Origin of the sequence: Labilibaculum manganireducens (assembly GCF_963665805.2) — a bacterium.
Taxonomy (GTDB): domain Bacteria; phylum Bacteroidota; class Bacteroidia; order Bacteroidales; family Marinifilaceae; genus Labilibaculum; species Labilibaculum manganireducens.
The window spans coordinates 1566906-1585632 of the sequence record NZ_CAXXEE010000003.1; the positions used below are offsets into that span (position 1 = coordinate 1566906).

Annotated in this window: 14 protein-coding genes; 9 read left to right on the plus strand and 5 right to left on the minus strand. The window is 34.4% G+C overall.

Annotated elements, in window-relative coordinates; genetic code table 11:
- Window positions 1-36 precede the first annotated feature (36 nt).
- The 3 genes from ACHZAX_RS05940 to guaA all read left to right on the plus strand — a co-directional run bounded on the left by ACHZAX_RS05940 (window position 37) and on the right by guaA (window position 3250).
- Window positions 37-1284 (plus strand): C1 family peptidase, encoded by a 1248-nt coding sequence (locus ACHZAX_RS05940; RefSeq protein WP_320018396.1) that lies wholly within the window; start codon window positions 37-39, stop codon window positions 1282-1284.
- 52 nt (window positions 1285-1336) lie between these two features.
- Window positions 1337-1597 (plus strand): SemiSWEET transporter, encoded by a 261-nt coding sequence (locus ACHZAX_RS05945; protein ID WP_320018397.1) that lies wholly within the window; start codon window positions 1337-1339, stop codon window positions 1595-1597.
- 120 nt (window positions 1598-1717) lie between these two features.
- Window positions 1718-3250, plus strand: coding sequence for a glutamine-hydrolyzing GMP synthase (gene guaA, locus ACHZAX_RS05950; RefSeq protein ID WP_320018398.1), 1533 nt, complete (start codon window positions 1718-1720; stop codon window positions 3248-3250).
- Between the two features lie 83 nt (window positions 3251-3333).
- On the opposite strand, the gene ACHZAX_RS05955 is transcribed toward guaA, so the two are convergent.
- Complete coding sequence (locus tag ACHZAX_RS05955) at window positions 3334-4008, minus strand: response regulator (RefSeq protein WP_320018399.1); 675 nt, start codon at window positions 4006-4008, stop codon at window positions 3334-3336.
- A 166-nt stretch (window positions 4009-4174) separates the two neighbouring features.
- On the opposite strand from ACHZAX_RS05955, the gene ACHZAX_RS05960 reads away from it, so the two are divergent.
- The 4 genes from ACHZAX_RS05960 to ACHZAX_RS05975 all read left to right on the plus strand — a co-directional run bounded on the left by ACHZAX_RS05960 (window position 4175) and on the right by ACHZAX_RS05975 (window position 8171).
- The gene (locus ACHZAX_RS05960; RefSeq protein WP_320018400.1) at window positions 4175-5788 is read left to right on the plus strand and encodes a S41 family peptidase; all 1614 of its coding nucleotides are present in this window, start codon (window positions 4175-4177) and stop codon (window positions 5786-5788) included.
- Between the two features lie 197 nt (window positions 5789-5985).
- On the plus strand, window positions 5986-7149 hold the full coding sequence (locus ACHZAX_RS05965; protein WP_101311461.1) for a THUMP domain-containing class I SAM-dependent RNA methyltransferase: 1164 nt from the start codon (window positions 5986-5988) through the stop codon (window positions 7147-7149).
- Between the two features lie 82 nt (window positions 7150-7231).
- Window positions 7232-7771, plus strand: coding sequence for a SiaB family protein kinase (locus tag ACHZAX_RS05970; RefSeq protein ID WP_101311460.1), 540 nt, complete (start codon window positions 7232-7234; stop codon window positions 7769-7771).
- A gap of 22 nt (window positions 7772-7793) precedes the next feature.
- Window positions 7794-8171, plus strand: coding sequence for a DUF1987 domain-containing protein (locus ACHZAX_RS05975; RefSeq protein ID WP_101311459.1), 378 nt, complete (start codon window positions 7794-7796; stop codon window positions 8169-8171).
- A 100-nt stretch (window positions 8172-8271) separates the two neighbouring features.
- On the opposite strand, the gene ACHZAX_RS05980 is transcribed toward ACHZAX_RS05975, so the two are convergent.
- The 3 genes from ACHZAX_RS05980 to ACHZAX_RS05990 are packed head-to-tail and all read right to left on the minus strand — an operon-like array spanning window position 8272 to window position 12759.
- A complete protein-coding gene (locus ACHZAX_RS05980; RefSeq protein WP_101311458.1) occupies window positions 8272-11340 on the minus strand; it encodes an ATP-binding cassette domain-containing protein in 3069 nt (1022 codons plus the stop codon).
- Window positions 11341-11386: 46 nt separating this feature from the next.
- Window positions 11387-11806, minus strand: a complete 420-nt coding sequence (locus tag ACHZAX_RS05985) for a hypothetical protein (RefSeq protein WP_101311457.1) — start codon at window positions 11804-11806, stop codon at window positions 11387-11389.
- Window positions 11807-11826: 20 nt separating this feature from the next.
- Window positions 11827-12759: a hypothetical protein gene (locus tag ACHZAX_RS05990; RefSeq protein ID WP_101311456.1), complete on the minus strand. Its 933-nt coding sequence runs from the start codon at window positions 12757-12759 to the stop codon at window positions 11827-11829.
- A 255-nt stretch (window positions 12760-13014) separates the two neighbouring features.
- Between ACHZAX_RS05990 and ACHZAX_RS05995 the strand changes: the two genes are divergently transcribed.
- A complete protein-coding gene (locus ACHZAX_RS05995) occupies window positions 13015-15171 on the plus strand; it encodes a S9 family peptidase (protein WP_320018401.1) in 2157 nt (718 codons plus the stop codon).
- Between the two features lie 142 nt (window positions 15172-15313).
- Window positions 15314-16645: an MATE family efflux transporter gene (locus ACHZAX_RS06000; protein ID WP_320018402.1), complete on the plus strand. Its 1332-nt coding sequence runs from the start codon at window positions 15314-15316 to the stop codon at window positions 16643-16645.
- A 29-nt stretch (window positions 16646-16674) separates the two neighbouring features.
- Here ACHZAX_RS06000 and ACHZAX_RS06005 read toward each other — a convergent pair whose 3' ends face one another.
- Window positions 16675-18393 (minus strand): BamA/TamA family outer membrane protein, encoded by a 1719-nt coding sequence (locus ACHZAX_RS06005; RefSeq protein ID WP_320018403.1) that lies wholly within the window; start codon window positions 18391-18393, stop codon window positions 16675-16677.
- Between the last annotated feature and the right edge of the window lie 334 nt (window positions 18394-18727).

The following is an 18727-nucleotide window of genomic DNA, read 5'->3' on the forward strand; positions in this document are numbered from 1 at the left end:
CTTTAGCAGTTCATAAAATTTAAAATAGACACACAAATGAAGCGATTACTATTTATTGGCTTGGCTTTTGCCCTTTGCTCATCAGCAATGGGACAGCAAAAGCAAGATAAATCGAAATTTCAGGAATACAAACCTGGCTATTATCAAAATTCGATTCTGAAGGACATTCGTAATGTGGATGAGCAATTGGAAAGTAAAGATGTTGACAAAAAATTCTTTATGGATCAAAGCTCATATGAATTGCCCAATAAAGTATCATTGTATAAAAACAATACGGAATGGGCACAACCGACACTTTCGCAGGGAAATACCGGAACATGCTGGTGTTTTTCCACCACTTCATTTTATGAATCGGAAGTGTATCGTTTTCACAAAAAAGAAGTAAAAATTTCTGAGCTGTATACAGTGTATTGGGAGTACGTTGAAAAAGCCCGTCGTTTTATTCAGGAAAGAGGAGATTCTCATTTCGAAGAAGGTGCCGAAGGTAATTCTGTTGCCCGAATATGGAAAGAGTACGGAGCATGCCCTGAGAGCGAGTTTACGGGCTTGTTGAATGGTCGTAAATTCCATACTCATGCGAAGATGTATAAGGAAATGATGGATTTTCTGAATGGATTAAAGCAAAGTAATGCATGGAATGAGGGGGAAGCTCTTTCAACGATCAAATCGATCATGAATCATTATTTAGGAACACCTCCTTCAAAATTTACAGTGGAAGGAAAGGAATATACACCACAAACTTATCTTGCTGATTATCTGAAATTAAATATGGATGATTATGTGGAAATTCTTTCGTACAAACAAGAGCCATATTGGGAACAGGTTGAATACAAAGTGCCTGACAATTGGTGGCATTCTAAAGAGTATTACAATGTTCCTTTAGATGATTATATGACTGCTGTAAAGAAAGCTGTTCGTAGTGGTTACACAATGAGTATTGGTGGAGATGTTTCTGAGGCCGGCTTCTTAAGAACAACGAATTGTGCCATGGTTCCATCATTTGATATTCCTTCGGAGTACATTAATGATGATGCGCGTCAGTTACGTTTTTCGAATGGTTCTACGACCGATGATCATGGAATGCATTTGGTGGGTTACTATGTTGATAAGGAAGGTAAAGACTGGTATTTGATTAAAGATTCAAGTTCGGGGTCAAGAAATATTGATGAAAACTCAGCTGAATTTGGATATTATTTCTTCCATGAAGATTACGTGAAACTTAAAATGATGGGATTTACAGTTCATAAAGATGCAGTGAAAGACCTTCTGAAAAAATTTAAGTAATTTACAAACCCCTAAGATTTTCTTAGGGGTTTTGGTTTAACTGAAATAATTAATGGAAACTACCTTTGTGTCGATTTTAGGTTTTGCTGCAGCTTTCTGTACTACCGTTTCATTTATCCCGCAAGCATTACGTGTTATTAAAACGAAACAAACGAAAGATTTGTCTTTGGTAATGTATTCCATGTTTAATATTGGAATACTTATGTGGTTGATTTATGGGGTGTTGATAGATGCCTGGCCAGTTATAATTGCAAATGTTATTACTCTTGGTTTGACCTTAATAATTTTGGTATTGAAGATAAAGTACAAATAGATTTGCAATCAGGTGTTTTTTGATTCGCGTATTCAAATAATGTAGTTTACGAGAACAAAATTTGTATATCTTTGTACGCCAAATAGGATTACTGAACAACCCCCTCAATTTATAGATTTTATGCAGGAAAAAATTCTGATTTTAGATTTTGGCTCACAATATACACAGTTGATTGCCAGACGAGTTCGTGAATTAAACGTTTATTGTGAAATTCATCCCTTTAATAATCCTCCCGTTATCGATGAATCGATTAAAGGAGTTATTCTTTCTGGAAGTCCGTTTTCTGTTCGTGACGAAAAGGCTCCGATTCCAAATTTATTAGAAATAAAAGGTAAACTTCCACTTCTGGGAGTTTGTTATGGTGCGCAGCATTTGGCTCATTGTTTTGGTGGAGAAGTTATGGCTTCTAATAAACGTGAATATGGTCGTGCCAATCTTACTTCTGTAGATAACAGCAACGAATTATTGAAAGGCATTAGCTTGAATTCGCAAGTGTGGATGTCGCATGGTGATACCATTGAGAAAATGCCTTCAAATTTTAAAGTAATTGCAAGTACTTCGGATGTAGAGAATGCCGCATTTGCGATTGAAGGTGAGACAAGCTTCGGAATTCAGTTCCATCCTGAAGTGTATCACACAACAGAAGGAAGTATTCTGTTGAAGAATTATATCGTAGATATTTGTGGTTGCCACCAGAATTGGACACCTGATGCATTTGTTGAAACAACAGTTGCTGAATTAAAAGAAAAGCTGGGTAATGACAGAGTAATTCTTGGCTTATCGGGAGGTGTTGATTCAACGGTAGCAGCTATGTTGGTACACAAAGCAATAGGTAAAAACCTGTATTGTATTTTTGTTGATAATGGTTTGTTGCGTAAGAATGAGTTTGCCGATGTATTAAAAAAATATGAAACTTTAGGATTGAATGTGATTGGTGTTGATGCGGGAGAGAAATTTATTTCTGCACTGGCTGGTGTTACCGATCCTGAAACTAAGCGTAAAATAATTGGTAATGCCTTTATTGAGGTTTTCGATGAAGAATCTCATAAAGTTGAAAATGCCAAATGGTTAGGACAAGGAACTATTTATCCTGATGTTATTGAATCAGTATCGGTATCCGGAGGACCGTCGCAAACCATTAAGTCTCACCATAATGTTGGGGGATTACCTGATTTTATGAAATTGAAGGTGGTTGAGCCATTAAAGTTGCTTTTTAAAGATGAGGTTCGAAGAGTAGGAAGAAGTATGGGATTGGAAGATAAATTTATTAGTCGTCATCCATTTCCAGGACCTGGTTTGGGAATTCGTATTTTAGGTGATATTACTGCTGAAAAAGTTCGTATTCTTCAGGAGGTTGATCACATCTTTATCTCAGGATTGGTAGAAGATGGATTGTACGATGAAGTTTGGCAGGCAGGAGTGATGTTGTTGCCGGTTCAGTCTGTTGGTGTTATGGGAGATGAGAGAACTTATGAAAGTGTTGTTGCCTTAAGGGCTGTTGGGTCTACAGATGGAATGACAGCAGATTGGTCACATTTGCCTTATGAATTTCTTGCAAAAATTTCGAACAAGATTATTAATGGAGTGAAAGGTGTCAACAGAGTTGTTTATGACATAAGCTCAAAACCACCGGCAACTATCGAGTGGGAATAATACTCTACAGTAAAGGCTAAAATATATATATTGCAACGCAATATCTTCGACTGAAGGTATTGCGTTTTATTTTAATTGAAATGTTAGGATTTGAATTGATCTTGGTTGTCAAGATAAAATTTGCGGGTATTCTCAATATCAGTAATTAATTGATTTAATTTTTGAACTGATAATTCCTGATCGTTATCTAAAATATGTTTTTCCAATTCGATAATAGTAGTTCTTGCAGCTTCCATAGAGAAGTTTGCCAATACTCCTTTTAGTTTATGAGCAGCATCCTTTGCAAGTTTAAATTCCCCGTTATTTAAAGGAGTTTGAATGTCATTGATTCGGGATTTCCAAATTTCAAAAAACTTTTCGATTACTGTTTGTATAAATTCACGATTGTTGTCAACCCGTTTAAAAAGATCTTTGAAATTAATAATAGCGACTTTTTGATCACCTCTTTTTATTTCTTTTGGAAGATCGATTAGTTTCAGTATCAGTGATTTTAAATTGAGATTTTCTGGAAAGAACAGTATTTTATTGTCTTTGCAAAGCTGCTCTTCTTCAGGATTAGTGGTAATAATAAGAAGCTTATTGTTTTTTGGAATAGTATTTGCAGAGTAGCTTTTTACAGATTTAACAGACTGATTTAATTCAATAGCATTTTGGTCATCTAACTGATATTTTGAGATAATTAAATCAAAATTTTCATCGATGATTAATTCAATTGCTTCCTGTCCTGTGTTACAATTTTCAAAAGCTATTTGAGTCATTGAATCAATGTTCAGTGAATTATGAAAACCAATTAAAAGTATGTTCGGTTTATGTTTCATATTTGTATTTTACAATACCTGTATTTCTTATAAAAATTGTATCTTTCGGTGACTTTTTGAAATTTAAAATCAATTTGCGCAAAATTTATTAAAAAGCATAATTTATATGAGTAGTAAGAAATTATTTTTGAGGAACGTGGTTTCTATCTGTTTAGTCGGCCTGTTTATGTATGTCGGTGGACTTAAGGCTCAATCAGTAAAGAATCAAGCGATAAAATATCAAAATTTGTTGGCATTAATCGATGCATTCTATGTTGATACAGTTAGTCTTGATCGATTAACAGAAGATGCAATTGTTAAAGTGTTGTCTGAATTAGATCCGCATTCGGTTTATATAAGCAAAGATGAGATTCAGGAAATGAATGAACCATTGCAGGGAAGTTTTAGTGGAATTGGCATCCAATTTAATATTTTGAGAGATACATTAATGGTTGTAGCAACCATTCCTGGTGGTCCGTCAGAAAAGGTTGGTTTACGTGCCGGCGATCGAATATTAAAAATTGATAACGAAAATGTTGCAGCTGTTGGATTAAAAAATAATGATGTTCGTAAAAGCCTGCGTGGTGATAAAGGAACAATTGTTAGTCTTGTTGTAAAGAGGAAGCGCGAAAAAGAATTGATTGATTTTGTAATAACAAGAGATAATATTCCTATCCATAGTTTGGATGCATCTTACATGATTAATAATCAGATTGGTTACGTCAAACTTAATCGATTTGCTGCAACAACTTCGGAAGAATTTATGGAAGCTTTAATTAAATTAAAGGCTGAAAATATGCAGGATATGATTCTCGATCTAAGAGGTAATGGTGGAGGTTATATGCAGGCTGCAATTGAAATTGTTGATCAATTATTCGAAGCTGAGCAATTAATTGTTTATACTCAGGGTTTAACAAATCCAAGAAGGGAAAATATATCTACTGCCAAAGGTATTTTTAAAAATGGGAAAGTTGTTGTGCTTCTTGATGAAGGATCTGCATCTGCATCGGAGATTGTAGCAGGGGCAATTCAGGATTGGGACAGAGGCTTAATTCTTGGCCGCAGATCTTTTGGAAAAGGTTTGGTACAACGTCAGTTTCCATTGTCCGATGGATCTATGATTCGTCTTACCACAGCTCACTATTATACTCCGACAGGAAGATGTATTCAAAAGTCGTATGAAAAAGGTTTAGAGGATTATCATCTGGATATATTGAACAGATATAAATCAGGCGAAATGATAAGTGCAGATAGTATACACTTTCCAGATTCGTTAAAGTATAATACATTAGTGAAAAATAGAATCGTTTATGGAGGAGGAGGTATTATGCCTGATATTTTTATACCTATTGATACAACGGCTAATTTTAAATATTTCAATTTATTGGTTCGGAAAAATGTAGTTTATCCTTTTGTTGTGAATTATATGGATAGGAATTTGAAGAAGTTGAGAAATAAATATGCAAACTTTGAAGATTTTGATAAAAACTTTGAAGTCAGTGAAGAGATGCTTCAAGAGATCGTTTCTATGGGAGAAAAAGAGGGGATAGAGAAAAATGAAGAGGATTATCTTGCTGTTGTTGATGATTTGAAGCTTCATGTAAAAGCACTTTTGGCCAGGGATTTATGGGAGAGTTCTGAGTATTATAAGGTCGTAAATAAGAAAAATGATTTTATATTAAAAGCGGTAGAGGTTTTGAGTAATCCAAAGATCTATCAGAAAGAATTAGCGAATGAATAAGTAATGATACTAAGCCGAAAGTTTAACTTTCGGCTTTTTTTATTAATATCTTCTCGAAAACCTATGTTTTTAAGAGCTAAAGATTAATTTTGTAGCCGAAATGCGGATCGAAAGCTTTGGTTTTTGAAATGAATAAGGAATTGTTTTTCTTGTAACCGTTATTTGAAATAATTAAGAGACATTAAAAAAAGAAAGTTTTGAAAACAGACTCGGGTAAATTCAGATTAATTGCAAAAACCTTTCAAGGGTTAGAGGAAGTATTGTTTCATGAGTTGGAACAATTAGGTGCAGAAGAGATTAGAATCTTAAAGCGAGCTGTGAGCTTTGTTGGAGATAAAAGCTTAATTTATAAAGCAAATCTTCATTTGAGAACAGCAACCCGGGTTTTGAAACCAATCCATAAATTTAATGCTAAGGACACAGATGAGTTGTACAAAGGGATTCAGGAGATAGACTGGAGCGAGTACATCACACATCGTGAAACAATTGCCATTGACAGTACTGTAAGTTCAGAAGATTTCAAACACTCTAAGTTTGTAACCTATCGTGTAAAAGATGCTATTGTTGACCAATTCTTCGACAAGATTGGAGATCGTCCAAATGTTCGGGTGGTTAATCCAACCCTAAGAATTAATATTCATATCGATAAAAATACCTGTACTGTTTCTCTTGATAGCTCCGGAGAATCATTACACAAAAGAGGGTATCGTGTTGCAGAAACAGCAGCTCCTCTTAATGAAGTTATGGCCGCAGGTATGATCTTGTTATCTGATTGGGATAAAAAAATGAATTTTATTGACCCTATGTGTGGTTCGGGTACCCTTTTAATTGAAGCCGCTCTTATTGCATATAATATTCCTCCTGGATTGTATCGTAAAGAATTTGCTTTTCAAAAATGGAAAGAATATGACGAAGATATGTGGGAAGATATCTATAACGAAGAAACTGAAGTAGAATTTGAAGGGAAAATAATGGGTTCAGACATTTCTGATAAAGCTGTTGAGATTGCCGAAGCAAACATTAGAAATGCGGGCTTGCGAAGAAAAATTGATTTGAAAATTACTCCATTCCAGCAATTTGTTCCACCTATAGAGAAAGGTTTGATGATTACAAATCCACCTTATGGTGAGAGACTGAAAATTAAGGATTTGGAAGGATTGTATTCTATGATTGGAGAGCGTTTAAAGCACAATTTTGCTGGATATGATGCATGGATATTGAGTTACTCTGAAGAGTGCTTCCATAGCATTGGATTGCGTCCTTCCCGAAAAATAACGCTGTTCAATGGTCCATTGGAATGTAAATTTCAAAAATATTCAATGTTCGACGGAAAAAAGAACGAAAGATATAAAAAGGAGTAATTAGGAAAATTGATTCCATATCTCATCAGCTCAACGATATTTTATTATATTTGTCCAGCGGGTAACAATAATTATATTATTTATGAACTTTGATCTAAACCAGTGGTATTCCGAAAAAATAGATGAAGATGCTATTTTCGACTATATGGGGCGGATTGAAGATGAGGATGTTACTGATATTTTACACTCGATTGAACAAATTTTGAAAGATAGAAATGAACCACCAAAGCTTTTCAAGAAAGTTTTTAATGTATTGGTTGAACTGGTTCAGAATTTACATCACCATGGTGAGGTTCCTTCTGAATTAGATGTTTCCTATGAAAAATTTGGTGTTTTAATTTTACGTGATGAAGGAAATCAGTACAGAATTTGTGCAGGGAATTTTATTAAAATTGATGGATTAAGACTTATTCGAGATAGAATTGATCAAATTAATACATTGTCTTCGACAGAAACTCAAAGTTTATATAGGATTATCTTAGAAAACGACCAATTCTCTGAAAAGGGTGGTGGCGGACTAGGAATGGTTGACATTGCAAGAAAGAGTGGCAATAATATGGAGTATCAGTTTTTTCAATACAACCCTAATTTTTTGTTTCTTGCTATAGATGTAATTATTTAATAACAATCAAAAATAGATTTTCATGAATTCACTTATTATAGAAGGTAGCCCTAAAACACCAAACATAAATTTTGATGGAGATGAAGGTTCTTTTTTAATTTCCGGGCGATCAATTCCAGAGAATTCCTTAGATTTTTATAAGCCAATTATTGAGTGGCTTGATACCTACATTAATGAACCAAAGGAAGCTACGATCGTAAATATTAGACTTGAGTATTTTAATACCAGCTCTTCGAAATGCTTGCTGGATGTCTTTAAAAAGCTTGAAGTTATATTTAAGCGTGGACAAAAGGTTGGAATTAACTGGTATTATGAAGCGGATGATGAAGATATGTTGGAGGCTGGTGAAGATTATCAGTCTATTATTAAGATTCCATTTACAATGATAGAAGAAGAATAGTATATTTTAAGATATATAAAAACCGCAAGTTTTCACTTGCGGTTTTTTTATGAATTGAAATCAGGCTTTTTTTGAATTTGATAAATCGATTTTTGAAGATTTATCGTTCGTATTTTTTCTTGTTAAATTTTTGATCAAAAACACCTAATAGTTTCTTGAATAAGCTATAATACAGAATAATATACAGCGAAAATGTCGAGAGCCAAATAACGATGATATTTACCCAGTAAGTGTCGAAATATTGTCCAAATACCCTTTTCTGAGGAGCATAAAAGTGTGCTTTAATAAAACTTCCTTCTGGATTCCTGTAAATAGGATCAATTTTTTGGAATAATTTCCCTTTGTATTCAATAATTCGTTCGATATCGTTCGAATTTCTAACAAACTCAGTAAGGCCATCATTCGTGTATGATTTTTTCATGTTCACAAATGCCTGCTTGTCTAAAAATCCTTTTTGCAACTTGGTTAAGCGTTCATCCTTTTTACGATTCGAGACGTTGTATAAATTGATGTAGTATCGGTTCAATTTACTAAAATACTCCCGAGTCGCTTTAATAACGTCAGCGTTTAATTTTTGAGGATTGAGTTGATCTAAGTTATCAAATGGAATTGCAATTTGATCAAGATCTTCTATCGAAAGTTCGTTATGAAGGAGTAATAAATTTTCGGCAAGTTCCTTCTTTTTATCTGGTAATTTAAGATATCGTTCGCTGGTATTTAATTTGTTCTTAAGTATAGGAAGCCAATAATTTTTACGATAATCTGCTTTACTCATTAACTTTTCGTAGACGTAAAAATTAGCCATATATTCGTTGTCTTTGTATTGTTTTACAGCTAAAGCTTCATAAGCCCAACGAGCAGTTATTATTTCACCATACCAGGGAATATTATTCGGTGTCGAAATGGTTGGATTAAGTTTATCAAATTTTACAATTATACCACTTAAAATTAGCTGTGGTATTAAGATAAAAGGAATTAAAATGTAAATGGTAATCACAGTTTTAAAACTGTCAGATATGATTAAACCAAGCATGTTCGCAAAACACCAGGCACTGAACAGAGCAAGCCAATATTCAAAAAACATTCCTTTAATTTCCAGAATAGAATTACCTATTATCGTAAATAAAAAGGCTTGAAAGGCTGATATGGAGAACAGAATAACAATTTTTGAAAGTAGATAACTAAACTTGCTTAAGTTTAAAAACCGTTCCCTTTTAAGAATTTTTCGATCTTTAATAATTTCCTCAGCACTAAGAGTTAAGCCAATAAACAGAGCAACGATTACCGACATAAAAAGATAAACGGGAAGGTTGCTGTTGTTACTAAATGTATAACCTAAATCATTGGCAACATCAATATTGTAAAATTTAATAATATAGCTTAAAAGAAATGCCAATAATGGTGTTTCAAATAAATTAATAAATAAGTATTGGCGGTTCGCCAGTTTGGAAATTACATCCCTTTTTACAAATACACTAAATTGTTTAAAGATATTTGGAATTTTGAATGTTACCGGAGGAAGTTCTGTTGTATCCTCAATAGACTTGTTCACACCGACATATTCGTGATATTTTTTATACCATTGAATTGGAGATACCTTTCTAACCTGTGTAGGATTACCGTATTCATCCAACACCTCAGATTCAATAATATTAAAAATCTGGTCAGCATCAACGTTACCGCATGATGAGCATTCACTCTCGGTGCGATTTGCCCGCATTGTTTGCGATTTGAAATAGGTTATCGCATCAAGTGGGTTCCCGTTAAAAATCAGATAACCACCAGTATCCAAAATTAACAAGCGATCGAACATTTTAAATATATCCGAAGACGGTTGATGTATTACGACAAAAATCAACTTCCCTTTTAATGCTAAATTTTTAAGAAGATCCATAATCTTTGCCGAATCTCTCGATGATAAACCTGAAGTTGGTTCATCAAGAAATAATACGGAAGGTTCACGAATCAATTCCAAAGCAATATTTAACCGCTTTCGCTGTCCGCCGCTGATTTTTTTATCCAATGGATTTCCCACTTTAAGATTTCGGGCATCGTACAAGCCTAGATCTTTAAGTAAGTTCAATACAATTCTAATTAGTTGAAAAGTACTGTATTTGTCGAAGCAAAGTTTGGCATTAAAATATAGATTTTCGAAAACGGTAAGCGATTCTATTAATAAGTCATCCTGCGAAACATGACCAACAACACCTTCCAATTGGGATTTATCGGCTACAATGTTGTATCCATTAATCTCAACAATTCCATCACTGGGATTTTCTGACCCATTTAAAACATTTAAAAGCGTTGTTTTACCTGCACCACTTGATCCGATAATGCCAACCATTTTTCCTGACTCTTCCTTGAAAGAAAGATCATGAATACCAATATTATTTTCTTTAAACCGGTATTCAATATTTTTGGCTTCGAATACAACCCTTTTGTGTTCCTGATCGCGATGAAAAGTAGTGGCAATATCACTAAAATAAATCGGATTAATTTTCGGGTTTCGGATGGATGAACCTTGAGTTAAAAGATGTACTCTTTCGGGATTAAGATTCTGCCCGTTCATGATTAGCTCTTCAATTCCCTTGAATCGCAACACGAACATATCTACTCGCTTAAGACGAAGAATTTTAATTTCACCTACGAAACCTTCAGCATAATAATGTTCTCCTACTTCAAATACTTTGTTCTCATTACTAACGGTAAGTAAGCGTACTGATCGGGTGATTTCATCGAAATCATTTAGAACAAAATTCTTTAATCGATCATAACTTCCAAGAGGAAGGTTAAAGGTTTCTGCAACAGTTTCAACAAATGCGAATTCTTGATCACTAATTTCTTTTTCCAATTTTAGGAATTCCAACAACTGAATGAGGACAATAACCTTTTGACGGACAATGAGTTCTTCGTTTATTTCGGTGCATATGCGAAGCACTCTCACCGAGCTTGCCGAAGTGTATTTTTTAATTTTTGTGGTTCTTGTAGTACGCTTCTGGTTAGCCTCATAGTGTTGATCATATAAGCTAAGATATTCCTCAGCAGTTTCTTGATCAAGTTGTTGCTTGAGATATTTGGAAACCATTCTTCGCCTTTCAATTGCTGAACTTTTTGGGTGAGCAATGATTGCAAATAGCTGCATTAAAGCCTTAAGAATTCGTTCACTCATAGAATGTGAAAGTTAGTGGTGTGTTGTGAGAAGAGGTGAACGGATATTATTGTTTAAATCCGATTAGGAGAAGGACAAATCCGGATGTTACTTCTTTCTGATTTAATTTGGCTTCAATGGTACAATTTATCGAGTTGGTAAATTGAAAATCCCAGTAAGGCGAGTTCTTATGATCCTTATTGGAAAAAAGCAAATGATTTTCCTCATCGTAAATTGAGAAGATTACATTTTTTTCCATTTTGCCAGTGGCTCCTACAATTCGGTAATAGTTATTGGCATAAAAGGTTGTGTGAAATTCAGCAACTTCACCACCTGATAGAAGGGCTTTATATTGTTGGCCATCGGATATAAATTCAGGTTCCAGATATTTTGTGCAGTTTTGCAATGTAATATCCGATTGCGCATTAGAGTGAAGGCTAAGACCTGTAAATAATAATATAAGAATAAGGGTATAGAAGCGATTCATAAGTCGTTTTTTTAAATGGATTACTTGATGATGTAGTTACGAATAACACTTACTTTATCAGTAATTGAAGCTAATTGTTCTTTATTCATCACCAATTCAGATTTGCTTTTTACAATTGTCAGTTTGTTTTTAGCATCAGTAATTGGAGGAATATATGTGTATTTATCTTCTATTTCATCAAATGTGTAGGCTAAATCGATCAATCGATCAACCAAAAAATAGAAGTCTTTAGATTCATTGGAATAGGGTACTAAAAGTTTTATTAAATTCTCAAGAGGTCTTTTCTGCTCTGAAATCCGGGTCATTAATTCTTTGTTTGGACTCGTCTTGATTTGTTGGGTTAGAATATAAACCGATTCTATCCAACCACCTGCTAAGATTAAAGCTCCGGTATTTTCTCTGTCATTGGCTTTTAAATAATTATCGATTTTACGATAGGTAGTACTTACAATAACGAGCAAAGAGTCTCTATTTTCAATATTTTTCTCAATACGTTCAATTGTAGGTTTATCCATTGCGTTGTATAATCCAATTTCCTGAGAAATGATTTTTAAAACCGCAAAATAACTTGCTGCATCCTGAGTTTGACGATAGATGTTAATGTATCCTAAATCAGATCCGTAAATGCCGAAATTTACAGCTTTACTAAAATTTTCAACATAGTCGCTTGCTTTGCTTGTGGTATGCAATAAATCTTTATTGTAAGGAATTCCCGATTGCTCAAGAAGCAATGAGATTTGATACGGAGATGGCAGACTGAAGAGAATATTATTGTATTTAAAAATATTCGCAGACTGATCTATATCTTCCATGATAGCAGCTTCTGCAGCGATCTCGTCAGCGGCAACATCATTCTCAGTCTTATTTTTGCGTAAAATAAAAAATGTTACGATTGCAGCAATAGAGATTAAAATAAGAAATTTAATACTGTTTGGTATTTTGTTCTTCGGCATATTGTATAACTTAAAATTTATTAAGCCAATTTAGAAAGAATAAACTACTTCTCAAAGCTTAGTGTATGCTACACTACTGATTCGTTTTGCGAATTTACTATTGATTGAGTTTTTCGATCTTACTTTGGATTTTGTTCAAAGTAATTGGTGATTGTCTCGGTTAATTATTCTTTCATTATTACTCTATTTCTACTAAAAAGGATACATTTGGAGACGAATTTTTTGAAAAGAAATATAACAACAACAAAAAACACTATGAAAAGAGTATTCCTTCTAACCTATTTACTAATCATTTGTGCCCTTTTTACTGCTGCAGATGCTCAAACAAAGAAATTGAGTATGGAAGACGCTATTTTGGGACAATGGGGAAAGTTTTATCCTGAAAATTTATCTCAATTATCGTGGAAAGGCGAAAGTAATCTGATATCCTATGTTTCAAACAATGAAATTATGGTGGCTGAACCAGATGAAGAGGCTAAAATTATTTTTACATTATCGGATTTAAATGTGATATTAAAATCGGCAGGAAACAAAGAATTAAGCAGATTGCCGCGGTTTTCATGGATAAGTAATGATGTGATTCAATATTATAATCAAGGTAATTTTATTCAAATCGATCTGCTCAATAAGAAGCTTGTGTCACAATTGAAAATTAACTCTAAGGCGGAAAATGCTGAATTTTGTGCTGTTAATTCATCTGTTGCATATACCATTGAGAATAATCTGTATATAAGCGGTGCAGATGGAAATGAAGTGGCTGTAACTTCGGATCAGGATAAAAATTTGGTTAACGGTCAGACGGTGAGCCGGAGTGAATATGGTATTAGTGATGGAATTTTTTGGGGACCAAAAGGAAAATGTTTGGCTTTTTATCGGAAAGATGAAAGTAATGTTACCACATTTCCATTATTAGATATCAACACACGGGTTGGCGATTTGAAGGAAATTAAATATCCGATGGCTGGCATGGGCAGCGAAACGGTGAGTTTGGGTATTTATAATCTGAAAGAGAAATCGACAGTATGGATTCAGCCTGATGATTTTGGAACGGATCAATATTTGACAAATATTACTTGGGGGTCAGATGGGAAATTTATTTACATTCAGGTTTTGAACCGTGCTTCGGATCATGCTAAACTGAATAAATACGAAGCAGCAACAGGTAAATTTGTAAAAACACTATTCGAAGAAAAAGATGATCGCTGGGTAGAACCTTCCCATGAATTGATTTTCTTAAAAAATAATCCAAATCAATTTATTTATCAGACCAATAACCGGGATGGTTTTAATCATGCTTATTTGTACGATACGGATGGAAAATTGATCAAACAATTGACATCAGGTGATTGGGAAATTACAGAAATTTTGGGTTTTGATAAATCAGAAAAGAACCTGTTTTTTGTATCAACGGAAGTGAGTCCTATTGAAAGACATGCATATAAATTGAATTTAAAAACGGGCAAGCGAATTCGCTTAACAACAGAGGAAGGAACTCATGCAGTTCAACCAAGTGCCGATGGTAAATTTATTATTGATAATTACAGCAGTTTAAATGTGCCGCGAAAAATCAATATTGCTGATGCAAAAGGCAAAGTGATAAAGGAATTGGTGAATGCTGAAAATAAGCTGACTGATCATGATTTGGGTGAAATAACTTTGGGTACCATAAAATCCGCAGATGAAAAAACTGATCTGCATTATAGAATGGTTAAACCAGCAGATTTCGATCCAAATAAAAAATATCCGGTGGTGGTTTACGTTTACGGGGGGCCGCATGCGCAATTGGTAACTGATAATTGGTTGGGAGGTTCCCGTTTATGGGAGCAATATATGGCTCAGAATGGCTATTTAATCTATGTTTTGGATAATAGAGGTTCAGCAAATAGAGGAAAAGAGTTTGAAGCCATTATCCACCGTCAGTGCGGTCAACCCGAAATGGCTGATCAAATGAAAGGTGTAGAGTTTTTAAAATCATTACCCTATGTTGATGCTGATCGTATTGGCGTTCATGGATGGAGTTATGGCGGTTTTATGACCATTTCCTTAATTACAAATTACCCGGATGTATTTAAAGTTGCTGTAGCCGGTGGTCCGGTAATTGACTGGAAATGGTACGAAGCGATGTACGGAGAGCGTTATATGGATACTCCGGAAGAGAATCCGGAAGGATATGCTATGACCTCCTTACTTGCAAAAGCAAAAGATTTGAAAGGAAAACTATTGATCTGTCAGGGCGCAATTGATAATACTGTGCTATGGCAGCATAGTTTAAATTTTATCCGGGAGTGTATTAAAAACAATGTTCAGGTTGATTATTTCCCTTATCCTTGTGCCGAGCACAATGTAAGAGGGCGTGATCGTATTCACTTAAAGCAAAAGGTGAGTAATTATTTTGATGATTATTTGAAATAAGAGAGGCTGGTTAGTTATAAAAATAAATAAATCGTCATTCCAATTCCGATATTTTTCGGCAATTTTGGGGTGACGGTTTTTTTGTTCCTGAAGTGTCACTCATTATGATTTTAAGTGTGTATACATTAAATAAAATATCAATTTGAAAACGCAAATCAATTATAGAAGTATCTGGAAAATAGCTTATCCTATTATTTTAGGAAGTGCAGCACAAAATATAATTGCTCTTACCGATACTGCATTTTTGGGGCACTTAAGTGAAACAGCTTTGGGGGCTGCGGCTATTGCAACAATATTTTATTTTGCGGTTGTAATGCTTGCCTGGGGGTTTGGATTGGGAGCTCAAATTGTTATTGCAAGAAGAGTGGGGGAAGGAAATCTCAAACTTGTTGGCAAAACCTTCGATCATGCTTTGTATTTTTTATTGTTTTTGGCGGTATTGCTGGTCGTTTTTATGGAATTACAAGCTCCGCCTATTCTGAAGACTATTGTGAAATCGAATGCAATATATAATGCCAGTATCGATTACATTTCTTACCGGGCGTGGGGAATCCTGTTTGCATGCGTAAATTTATTGTTCAGAGCTTTCTATATTGGAATCGCAAAAACAAAAATAATTGGCTGGAGTACCATTCTGATGGCAATTATTAATATCTTTTTCGATTATGTGCTGATATTTGGAGAGTGGGGATTTCCTGAAATGGGAATAAAAGGTGCAGCCTTTGCTTCTGTAATTGCCGAGTTTTGTGTTATGCTTGTTTTTATTGCCTATACTCTAAAAAGAGTACCTGTTAAGACTTATGATTTATTCGGTTTTGCAAAAATTGATTGGGAACTTTATTCGCGGCTAATTAAAGTATCTTTTCCCATGATGATTCAGAATTTTTTGGCTCTGTCGTGTTGGTTTGTTTTCTTTTTAATGGTAGAAAGAATGGGGCAGAGAGAGTTGGCAATTTCAAATATTATAAGAAGTATTTATGTTTTGATGATGGTGCCGGTTTGGTCTTTTGCATCAGCGGCTAATACTTTGGTGAGTCAGGTTATTGGGGAAGGACATTCGGCTGAGGTTATGCCGGTTATTTGGCGGACAATTAAGTTGTCCTTTCTTTCGGTTTTAATATTGGTTGGTATCTGTATTATTAATCCTGAATTAATAATTTCAATTTATACCGAAGAGCTGGGGTTGATTGCTGATACAAAACCGGTTTTGTACGTGATTTTTGGTGCAACTTTAATTTTTCCAATTGCAGTGACTCTTTTTCATGGTGTTTCAGGAACAGGAAATACTTTTCATGCTATGTTGATTGAGATTGGGGTTTTAGTATGCTATTTGGGTGGAGTCTATCTTTTAATAGCAGTTTTAAAATTACCAATTTCAGGAGTGTGGACTTCGGAGTATTTTTATGGCGGATTTCTTGGTTTGAGTTCCTGGTTGTACCTTAAATTCGTTAATTGGAAAGAAAATAAGATTTAAATTTTTAGAGAATAAGAAATTCCAAAGAACTATTCAAAAGGAATTACTTCTGGTTGAGAAACTCTAAAGTTGTTGAATTTAGGTCTTTCTTCTCCGGATAATTGATATTCGAACTGATTAAAATCGGAGGGCGCTTTTGGATAAAAAGCAAGGCGCAGCTGTATGGTTTTAAATACCAGATTTTCGTTGCGCAAACGAATACCAAATCCTACACCGTAATAGAATTTTTCCTTAAGAATGTTCTTTTTATTACTGCCTATAAATCCCATGTCGGCAAAAGAGTAAAAAGCAAAACGAAAACCCCCTAAAGTATAAGGTGTAAAGGCAACAGTTTCCAAATTAAGAACTAATTTCTGAGTGCCTGTTACATCTTCTTTTGAAAAACCTCGTATTCCTGTATCAGTAATTAAGCTTATGAATTCTTCTGGAAATCTTCTTATTCCCAGTGTATATTGCAAATCTGCAAAATTACGAAGACGAAGAGATCCGAGATTACGAATGCGACTGAAGAACTTTGTTTGACCAAGCAAGACACCCTGTTCAAACCTTTCTGAATTAAAATATCCGCCAAGCGCAACCCGGTTAAAGAAATAAGTTCTGCTTTTTTGAAGGTAAACTGCTTTTTGGAAATCAAAACCCAAATACCTTCTATAGGAGTATTCCCGGTCTTCGTACCCCATGGTAAGCTGTGCTAAAGAACCATATGGTATATCCTCAGTTCGTCCAAAATTGTAAATTAAATTACTCTTGTAATATTGAATTTGACTTAAGCTTAAACTAGCCAGATAGAGAATATTATTGTGGAAAAATTGATTTAGTGTTGGACCAACTTCAGGTCTTTCGAAAAATTCCCGACCCGATATTCTTCCTGTTATATATAATTTTCTTCGGGCAAATTGTTTTCCCGATTTAATCTTATAAGAACGCCCGAACCAAATATTTCCATAATTAAAATCCAAAGGTATTTCGTTAATAATCGGATCATCTTTTTGAATTTCGTCCGATCTCATGGTTTGCGAGAGGGTAAAGCCTCCGGCATATTTGGTATTGTAGGTTGCGAAACTTCGGTCCAAATCTATTTGAATAACCGATTTTTCATAAGTGTTTTGGTAGGTAAAAGTGGCATCAATATATGATTTTCGGATATTTCTAATTTTATATCTCCCTGTGTAACCATATTTCTGATCTTTATTTGAATCAAATTCAAAACTATTACTAAATTCATGTCCCAATCCGTAAAGATTTCGATTGTATATTTCAAAATCGGTAGAGGTTAGGGAGCCAAGCTTCATATTTGCTCCCCACGAAAACTGATCTTTAACCCATAATTGAAGATCGACTAATGTTTGTGAACCTAAAACAGGAACAACTCTGAAATAGGCATCCTTAATGTATGATAATTCACGGATTAAGCGTTCATTATCAGCCAGATTGTATGGATCTACATCATCACCTTCGTTTATTCGTAACAGTTTGCGTAAATGGTTTTTCCGACTGGTATTATGAAGTTTATTTCCGGTTGTTTCTATCCAGGTTGCTGCAACTTGAGTTGTATCATATAAAGTAGGCCCAAATGGTTTTAAAACCCGAACAGTAATGTTTCGTATTGTTTTACCTCGATACTGCACGAAAGCGGTTTCGCTGCGTTCTGTTTTTATCGTATCTGTTGGATTTAGTTTGTCGGGCGAGATAAAAAACAAATTGTATAATTCCTTGGTGAACTTACGCTTGCCGGCACCCTGCTGCAAAGAATTGTAAAATTTAGATCCATTTTTCGAATTGTTTTTAAAACGTTTTTCTCTTACGGTATCTAATAGAAAAATAATTGTATCTCTGGAAATGATATAGGTGCTATCCTGTAATTTGGCATATTGTTTTTTTTCAGCAAGCGTATCTCTTCGCGAAATCCTTTGCCCATTTGCATGGAGAAGATTTCCTATCGAAAGAATAAGAATCAGACAATATGTACCTATTTTACGAATGAGTCCAAATTTTAATTACAAAGAGGATGATCTTTTCCCAAAGATATATAAATTGTAATTTGATTTATGCGTACCAAAGCACAAGAATCATACCTTAACA

Bases quoted from the DNA above. Each gene is read 5' to 3' on its own strand.
- ACHZAX_RS05980 (WP_101311458.1), bottom strand. From the start codon at position 11,340: ATGAGTGAACGAATTCTTAAGGCTTTAATGCAGCTATTTGCAATCATT.
- ACHZAX_RS05940 (WP_320018396.1), top strand. From the start codon at position 37: ATGAAGCGATTACTATTTATTGGCTTGGCTTTTGCCCTTTGCTCATCA.
- ACHZAX_RS05985 (WP_101311457.1), bottom strand. From the start codon at position 11,806: ATGAATCGCTTCTATACCCTTATTCTTATATTATTATTTACAGGTCTT.
- ACHZAX_RS05955 (WP_320018399.1), bottom strand. From the start codon at position 4,008: ATGACTCAAATAGCTTTTGAAAATTGTAACACAGGACAGGAAGCAATT.
- ACHZAX_RS05995 (WP_320018401.1), top strand. From the start codon at position 13,015: ATGAAAAGAGTATTCCTTCTAACCTATTTACTAATCATTTGTGCCCTT.
- ACHZAX_RS05990 (WP_101311456.1), bottom strand. From the start codon at position 12,759: ATGCCGAAGAACAAAATACCAAACAGTATTAAATTTCTTATTTTAATC.
- guaA (WP_320018398.1), top strand. From the start codon at position 1,718: ATGCAGGAAAAAATTCTGATTTTAGATTTTGGCTCACAATATACACAG.
- ACHZAX_RS05945 (WP_320018397.1), top strand. From the start codon at position 1,337: ATGGAAACTACCTTTGTGTCGATTTTAGGTTTTGCTGCAGCTTTCTGT.
- ACHZAX_RS05970 (WP_101311460.1), top strand. From the start codon at position 7,232: ATGAACTTTGATCTAAACCAGTGGTATTCCGAAAAAATAGATGAAGAT.
- ACHZAX_RS05960 (WP_320018400.1), top strand. From the start codon at position 4,175: ATGAGTAGTAAGAAATTATTTTTGAGGAACGTGGTTTCTATCTGTTTA.
- ACHZAX_RS05975 (WP_101311459.1), top strand. From the start codon at position 7,794: ATGAATTCACTTATTATAGAAGGTAGCCCTAAAACACCAAACATAAAT.